This window comes from Paenibacillus sp. P22, assembly GCF_000469945.2.
Classification (GTDB): Bacteria; Bacillota; Bacilli; order Paenibacillales; family Paenibacillaceae; genus Paenibacillus_O; species Paenibacillus_O humicus.
Genome location: NZ_CBRA020000132.1, coordinates 25,003 through 31,422 on the forward strand (window position 1 = coordinate 25,003; position 6,420 = coordinate 31,422).

7 protein-coding genes are annotated in these 6,420 nt (G+C 56.3%); 3 read left to right on the forward strand and 4 right to left on the reverse strand.

Going from position 1 to position 6,420, the window contains the following annotated elements:
• Positions 1–47: 47 nt before the first annotated feature.
• Positions 48–554: a hypothetical protein gene (locus BN871_RS17955; RefSeq protein WP_021878182.1), complete on the reverse strand. Its 507-nt coding sequence runs from the start codon at positions 552–554 to the stop codon at positions 48–50.
• A gap of 218 nt (positions 555–772) precedes the next feature.
• Between BN871_RS17955 and BN871_RS17960 the strand changes: the two genes are divergently transcribed.
• Both BN871_RS17960 and xerS read left to right on the forward strand, forming a co-directional pair.
• On the forward strand, positions 773–1,906 hold the full coding sequence (locus BN871_RS17960; RefSeq protein WP_048748204.1) for a metallophosphoesterase: 1,134 nt from the start codon (positions 773–775) through the stop codon (positions 1,904–1,906).
• Positions 1,907–2,063: 157 nt separating this feature from the next.
• A complete protein-coding gene (xerS, locus tag BN871_RS17965) occupies positions 2,064–3,149 on the forward strand; it encodes a tyrosine recombinase XerS (RefSeq protein ID WP_048748205.1) in 1,086 nt (361 codons plus the stop codon).
• A gap of 38 nt (positions 3,150–3,187) precedes the next feature.
• Here the strand turns inward: xerS and BN871_RS17970 are convergent, their stop codons facing one another.
• Positions 3,188–3,694, reverse strand: a complete 507-nt coding sequence (locus BN871_RS17970; RefSeq protein ID WP_021878179.1) for a hypothetical protein — start codon at positions 3,692–3,694, stop codon at positions 3,188–3,190.
• A 135-nt stretch (positions 3,695–3,829) separates the two neighbouring features.
• Between BN871_RS17970 and BN871_RS17975 the strand changes: the two genes are divergently transcribed.
• Positions 3,830–4,828 (forward strand): YpdA family putative bacillithiol disulfide reductase, encoded by a 999-nt coding sequence (locus tag BN871_RS17975; RefSeq protein ID WP_048748206.1) that lies wholly within the window; start codon positions 3,830–3,832, stop codon positions 4,826–4,828.
• Between the two features lie 105 nt (positions 4,829–4,933).
• Here the strand turns inward: BN871_RS17975 and BN871_RS17980 are convergent, their stop codons facing one another.
• Positions 4,934–5,587, reverse strand: coding sequence for an MOSC domain-containing protein (locus BN871_RS17980; RefSeq protein ID WP_048748207.1), 654 nt, complete (start codon positions 5,585–5,587; stop codon positions 4,934–4,936).
• 218 nt (positions 5,588–5,805) lie between these two features.
• On the reverse strand, positions 5,806–6,420 hold a 615-nt coding region (locus tag BN871_RS28525; RefSeq protein WP_198158063.1), incomplete at its 5' end, for an amino acid permease.

Consider the following 6,420-nt stretch of genomic DNA (forward strand, 5'->3'; position numbering starts at 1 on the left):
TGTTGGAAACAAAAAAAGCCCCGCTGATCAGCGGGGCTTTGCATTCATTAAGGAACGAATTGTTGAACGATCTTCGTTACGATTCCGTCCTTGACGGTGATGTGATACGGGAAATAGCTCAAATCAAGCACATCGGTCTGTGGATAAAGCTGGGCGAATTTCTCGAGCGAGATCGGCTCGTTCCACTCGGTATCAGCAGCGTCGTTTCCTTTGTCATAGATCTGCATAAGCACTTCGGCATTGGGAGCAACCTCGTAGGTTTGGACGGAAGGATCGTCGTTGACGATGTAATAGCCGTCCGGAGCTCCGTCCAAGCCGGAATCCGGCTCATGCTTGAGGAACTGCTCATCCGCCTGAGCGCCTTCGTACCAGTCGATCTTGTCGGCGGTTATGTACCATTTGCCGTCTTTATGAGTCAATCCATTAATATAGTCCGTTTGGGTGTCTGCGGTCTTCTTCACGGGCTGATAATCGCCGCCGACCGCGTTGGCCGTGGAGATGAAGTAGAATACGATTGCCGCTGCAGCCATCATGCTGAACATCGTTTTTTTCATTGGGGTTCGACTCCCTTTCTCTTCGCAGGCCGATTCATTGGCATATTACCCGTTCTCGATCGCCCTGAATCATTTGCCCTCGTTCCCTATTATAAACGGCTCATCTCCCCAAGAAGTTGCAACAAAGTTACAAAAGGCTGTAACCTGTATTTAAAGACTATGTTCTTGTCCAAACGGATTCCAGCGCGGACAATAAAAAGGAGCTGCCAGACGACAACATGAAGGTTAAAAGAAGCGCAGGAGCCGCGGTATTTATCCTCATCTACGCGGCCATTACCTATTATATTGGATGGTCCGCATCCGCATTCATGCAATCCTACCATCTCCAGACGGGCTGGATATGGCTGCCCGTCATTTTCTTCGCCCTTTCCTACTTTGCGGCCATGGGGTTGATCCGCGTCTGGGACTCGGCGCTCATTCGCGGAGTCAAAGTCGTTTCTTCCTTCTATGTCGCGATTCTCGAATACTTGATTCTTCTCCTTCCCGCTGCCGGACTTATCGGCCTCGCATGGAACGCCGCAGGCGGCGATACGGATGCTTACGTCCAAGCAGCCGGATGGACGGTGCTGGCGCTGCTCGCGATCCTGCTTTTCTGGGGCTCCCGGAACGCATGGAGCCCTGTCGTCAGAGAACATACGCTTGAGATCGCCAAATCCGTGCCGGGACGAACCGGCATCCGCATCATGGTCGCATCGGATATCCACCTGGGCAACATCGTCGGCAACAGGCATCTGCGCAAGCTCGTGCGCAAGGCCGAACAGCTGAAGCCGGATCTGATCCTGCTCCCCGGCGATGTCATCGACGACAGCGTCAAGCCGTTTTTGCGCAACAAGATGGCCGATACGATCTCCGGGCTCAAAGCTCCGCTCGGCACTTACGCCGTGCTCGGCAACCACGAGTATTACGGCGGCCATATCGATGAGTATACGGCAGCCATGGCTCACGCCGGCATTCCGGTCCTGCAGGACGAGCTGGTCGAGACCGGCGGCGTCTTCATCGCCGGACGCAAGGACAAAACAGCCGAAAGTCCGGCCTTCGGCGGCCGTCTTTCCGTCCAGGAGCTTGTGCGCGGCGCCGATCCATCGGCTCCCTTGATCGTCTTGGACCACCAGCCCTACGCCTTCGACAAGGCAGCGGCGGCCGGAGCCGATCTCCTGCTGTGCGGGCATACCCATAGGGGCCAGTTCGCTCCCAATCATCTCGTCACTCGCCGCCTTTTCGAGCTGGATTGGGGATATATGATCAAGTCCCGCATGCATGTGCTCGTTTCTTCCGGATTTGGCACCTGGGGACCGCCGATCCGGCTGTTCAGCCGCAGCGAGATTCTGCATATTACCATTCATTTTGTTTAAGCATGGACTTGAACACGATTTTCAGGTACAGGCCTTTTTCCGGCCTGTTTTTTTATTTTCTGCAATATGGTTTACATAACTATTCTTACTAATAGATGATTGTTGGAAACGTCCCGGCTTGATAAAATAAAGGTCTAGACTGGAGGCCGTTCATGCCATGAATATTTTAAAAATAAAAGACCGTCAGGAGCTCGACCGGCGCGTCCCCTCCATGCCCTGGTATGTGGAGAAGTTCATCAACTACAAGCTGCCGGACCTCTCCCCCTCTTCCTTGCTTGAATATGTACGGGATTACGAAACCTTCTTCGGCTGGATGATCGCCGAAGGCTTGGCCGAAGGCCCTGCCCTGCGGGACGTCGCCTTGCTGGAGCTGGAGAAGCTGCACATGGACAGCATCGACCATTACCGGATGCACCTGGCTTCCCGCCCCGAGCACGCCAATACGCGGACGACGATATCCCGGAAGCTGAGCTCGCTCCGCTCGCTTTTCCATTACTTGAGCCAAATTGCCGAGGATGACGACTTCTACCCGCTGCTGAAGCGGAACATCATGGCCAAGGTCGCGATCAAGCGCACCCACAAGCCCAAGGATACAGCGGCGAAGCTGGAGGGAAAGCTGCTCCAGGAGGAGGAAATCTCCGAATTCCTGCATTATGTCCGTGTCGGCTATGGCGCCGATGTGGCGAACAACAAGCAGGCTTTGTCCGCCTACGAGCGTAATTCCGTCCGGGATGCGTGCATTGTGAGCCTCATCCTCCACTCCGGACTGCGCGTCTCCGAGGTCGTCAATCTCAACGTCGACGATATCGACCTCAAGAAAAAGCTTACCTACGTCTACCGCAAAGGGAGCAACGACGACACGTTCAAGACGCCTGTCTATTTCCGCCAGGAGGCGCTTGACGACTTGGGCGGCTATATCCAGCTTCGAGACAGCCGCTACAAGGCGCCCCGCCGCGAGAAGGCGATGTTCCTCGCCATCGCGAACGGCAATCAGGAGGGCTCGCGCATGACGAAGAGAGCCATCCAGCAGATGGTCCTCAAATATGCCAAGCGGTTCGGCAAGCCTTATTTGTCCGTCCACAAGCTCCGGCACTCGTTCGCGACCGACTATTATTTGCGCAACGACCTGTACAAGACGCAGGAGCAGCTCGGCCATGCTTCCCCGGATACGACGCAGATCTACGCGCATCTGACCGACAAAACGATGTCCGAGGCGATCGACCGGAACAAAAAAGAGGAATAGTCCGCGTCTCCGCGGGCTGCTCCTCTTTTTTTGCCGCCTTAAAGCTGCGGCGCCTCCTCCAGCGCATAATCGAAATCCTCGATGTCGAACACAAGCACCGGCACCTCGGCCTCGATCAGCTTATCCTGGAACTCGTACTGATCCGACAAGAGCGGAATCTGAAGCTTGGATGCCGTAAGCAGCAGCTCCGTCTCCACAGGGTCGAAATAATCCCCGTAATGCGCATTGTCTACGGCATTCACGACCGTGAATTGAATCCGTTCATCCAATATAAGCGGAGAGCTTTCCCTCCACGGCACTTGGAGAGCCCTCTCGATTTTTTTGCGGTTCAGCGAATCCTCGAAAAACTGGATCAGCTCGGCCACTTTGCCGCGCACGAACACATCCTCGGCCGGATCGTCCATGATCGGCTCCTCGCTGTCCTTCATTTCGTAGAGCTCCAGAATGGTGGAATAAGGCAGCACGAAGTCGACCGGCAGGCTCGGAACGAGCAGCTGTCCGTAAGTCGCAACCATGACCGCTTCAATGACGAATCTCCGCCGCATCCCAGATCCCCCCTCACCCAATAAACTTTTGAAATCAATGAATTCATTATACATGAAATAGAGGCTCCGTACACAGAGGCGCTTGCTCAGCTTGCCCCTCCCCGGCTTGAATTGTACAATATAGGTTACAGTTGCATGATCGGAGGTCGTCAGCAAGTGCAAGAAGAAGAAATCATCATCGTCGGAGCAGGCCCATGCGGCTTGGCCGCAGCGGTCGAATTCCAGAGCCGCGGCATCGGCTCCTTGATCATCGAGAAAGAGAATCTGGTCCATTCCATCTCCCAATACCCTACTTACCTGCAATTTTTCAGCTCACCCGAAATGCTCGAGATCGGAGGCTTGCCGTTCACGACGGCGATGGACAAGCCCTCGCGTCTTGAGGCGCTGAATTATTACCGGACCGTGGCGCTTCGCAGCGGTGTCCGCGTGAACGCCTATGAAGCGGTCACTTCGATTACAGCCCGGCCGAATGGAGGCTTTGTGCTGGAAACCGACAACCGCTACGGGGAAAAGCAAGTTTATTCCGCCAAAGCCGTCGTCGTGGCGACCGGATATTTCGACCATCCGAACCGGCTCGGAATTCCGGGAGAGGACATGGGCAAAGTGTCCCATTTCTTCCGGGAAGCTCATCCTTATACCGGCATGGAGGTCGCCATCATCGGAGGCAGCAATTCCGCCATCGATGCCGCGCTCGAGCTGAACCGCGCCGGCGCCAAGGTGACGGTCGTCTACCGCAAGCCGGACTATTCGCGTTCGATCAAGCCGTGGGTCCGACCAATCTTTGAAGGCCTGGTCGCCAAGGGCAAGATCTCCATGCTGTTCGGCTCCCAAGTCATCGAGATCAAGCCGCGCGCCATCGTCGTTCAGGATGAGGCCGGCATCCGCGAGCTTCACAACGACTTCGTGCTTGCTCTTACCGGCTTCCATCCCGACCGCGAATTCCTGATGTCGGTTGGCGTCGCCATCGAGGCAGAGGGCTACCCCCGCTTCGACGAGGAGACGATGGAAACCAATGTTCCCGGCATTTATCTCGCCGGAGTCGTTGCTTCCAGGCATCAAGCCAATGAAATCTTCATCGAGTCAGGGCGTTTCCACGGACAGCGCATAGCGGATCATTGGCTCCGCACACGGTGAACCAGGGTTAACGTTTTTTCGAGTTCAATTCAGGGCTGATTGGGGATTTCTCCCCTTTTGGCCCTGGTTTGAAACTTTGCCTCCCTTTGGTTTACATAATTATCTTTACTTCTTCAAATTATTGATTCGCGTCATTAAAGTTTCTTTCCAGCTGCTGGAAAGTTCAGGGATGGCCGCCAGCATGTCCATTTCCGCTTTATCGGTTTTGTGCAAATAATAGATGACATTGGCTGCCGCCACAGTCATCCCGTGCTCCGGCCTGCTGACAAGCGTCAAGCTGTCTCCGGCCTGAATGTCCCCTTCCCGTAGAACGCGCAGATAGAATCCTGTCTTGCCTGTCTGCTGCACCTTCAGCGGCAGGTCGGCTTGTCCATGCCGCAGGCCGAGCTTGAAGCATGGCTGCCGCGGCTGGCTTACTTGCAGCAGCGCCGTTCCGGCCGCCAGAATATCTCCGATGACGACATCCTGCTCCGTAGTCCCTTCCAGCGTGACGTTTTCCCCGAAAGCACCGGCCTCGAGCCGCTTGCCCATTTCCCTTTCCCAATAAGGATAATGGTCATGAACATAAACGCATAGGGCCTTGTCAGGTCCCCCGTGATGCTCAAGATCCCCTTGGCCGTCGCCTTCCGGGCCTGTCCATCCGACTCGGACCGCTCCCTCGCGCGGAGTTTTCCTTATTCCCGTCGTAATCGTCTGTCTGCCGTGGGCCATCTCGGCCGGCAGCCCGGTATTGACCGATGTGATCGTTCCCAATTCCATGGGCTCCCCTCCTTTTTCAGGCTCCATTATAAAGGATGGACGGAGGGAAAGAAATGGCTGCAGGTGCGAAACCCTCCCATTTCGACATTCGGTTCGCATTGACGACAACGGCTGTCGAACTTTTCTCCATCTTGTTGCTTTATGCGCTTCCCCGGGAAATAGAGAGCGGGAAATTTCCCGCTCTCTCGATGCTCTGCCCCGCAAGCCGTATTCCGTTTTTATTGGGGATGATACCTCTCCGTCCGCAGCAGCTCTTCCTGGCTAAGTCTCATTCCCTTCTCCATGCCCTCGTAACGATGTCTGCCCTTGAGCAGGAACATGCCTCCGGAGACAAGCAGCCATGCTGCCGCAGCAGCGGCTGCGGCAGGAGCTGCGAATGCCGCGGCGGCCATCAGCGCCGCCAGCGCCGCGACGGCGAGCGGCTTCGCATAAGTGCCCGCTCTTCCGAGCGACCAGAGAGGCTGCATGGCCGCCAGCTTATCCTTCCCTTCCCGTGTCATGGACAGGACGAGCGGTATCAGCTGGGCACCGTGCTGCAGCACAATCGCCAGCGCCAGCAAAAAGAGGACGGCACCCGTCATCGCATTCATCAGCATGCCGGCCGCCAGCGCCAGCAGAGCCGCGCAAGCTGCGGCAGCGCATGCACCCCAGGCGAATGTCCTGCCCTTGCGAACAATGGAGGACAGCTGCCTGCTGAACGGCAGCGCCTCATCCCTCGAGAGGCTTCCGGCCAGCCTGCTTGCAGCGAACAGCACCGATCCGCCCGATACGCACAGGCTGACTCCCACCGCTGCGGCCGCTGTTACCCTCCAGCCGCCGCCCCAAGGCGCTGC

Bases quoted from the DNA above. Each gene is read 5' to 3' on its own strand.
- BN871_RS17955 (WP_021878182.1), bottom strand. From the start codon at position 554: ATGAAAAAAACGATGTTCAGCATGATGGCTGCAGCGGCAATCGTATTC.
- BN871_RS17960 (WP_048748204.1), top strand. From the start codon at position 773: ATGAAGGTTAAAAGAAGCGCAGGAGCCGCGGTATTTATCCTCATCTAC.
- xerS (WP_048748205.1), top strand. From the start codon at position 2,064: ATGAATATTTTAAAAATAAAAGACCGTCAGGAGCTCGACCGGCGCGTC.
- BN871_RS17970 (WP_021878179.1), bottom strand. From the start codon at position 3,694: ATGCGGCGGAGATTCGTCATTGAAGCGGTCATGGTTGCGACTTACGGA.
- BN871_RS17975 (WP_048748206.1), top strand. From the start codon at position 3,830: ATGATCGGAGGTCGTCAGCAAGTGCAAGAAGAAGAAATCATCATCGTC.
- BN871_RS17980 (WP_048748207.1), bottom strand. From the start codon at position 5,587: ATGGAATTGGGAACGATCACATCGGTCAATACCGGGCTGCCGGCCGAG.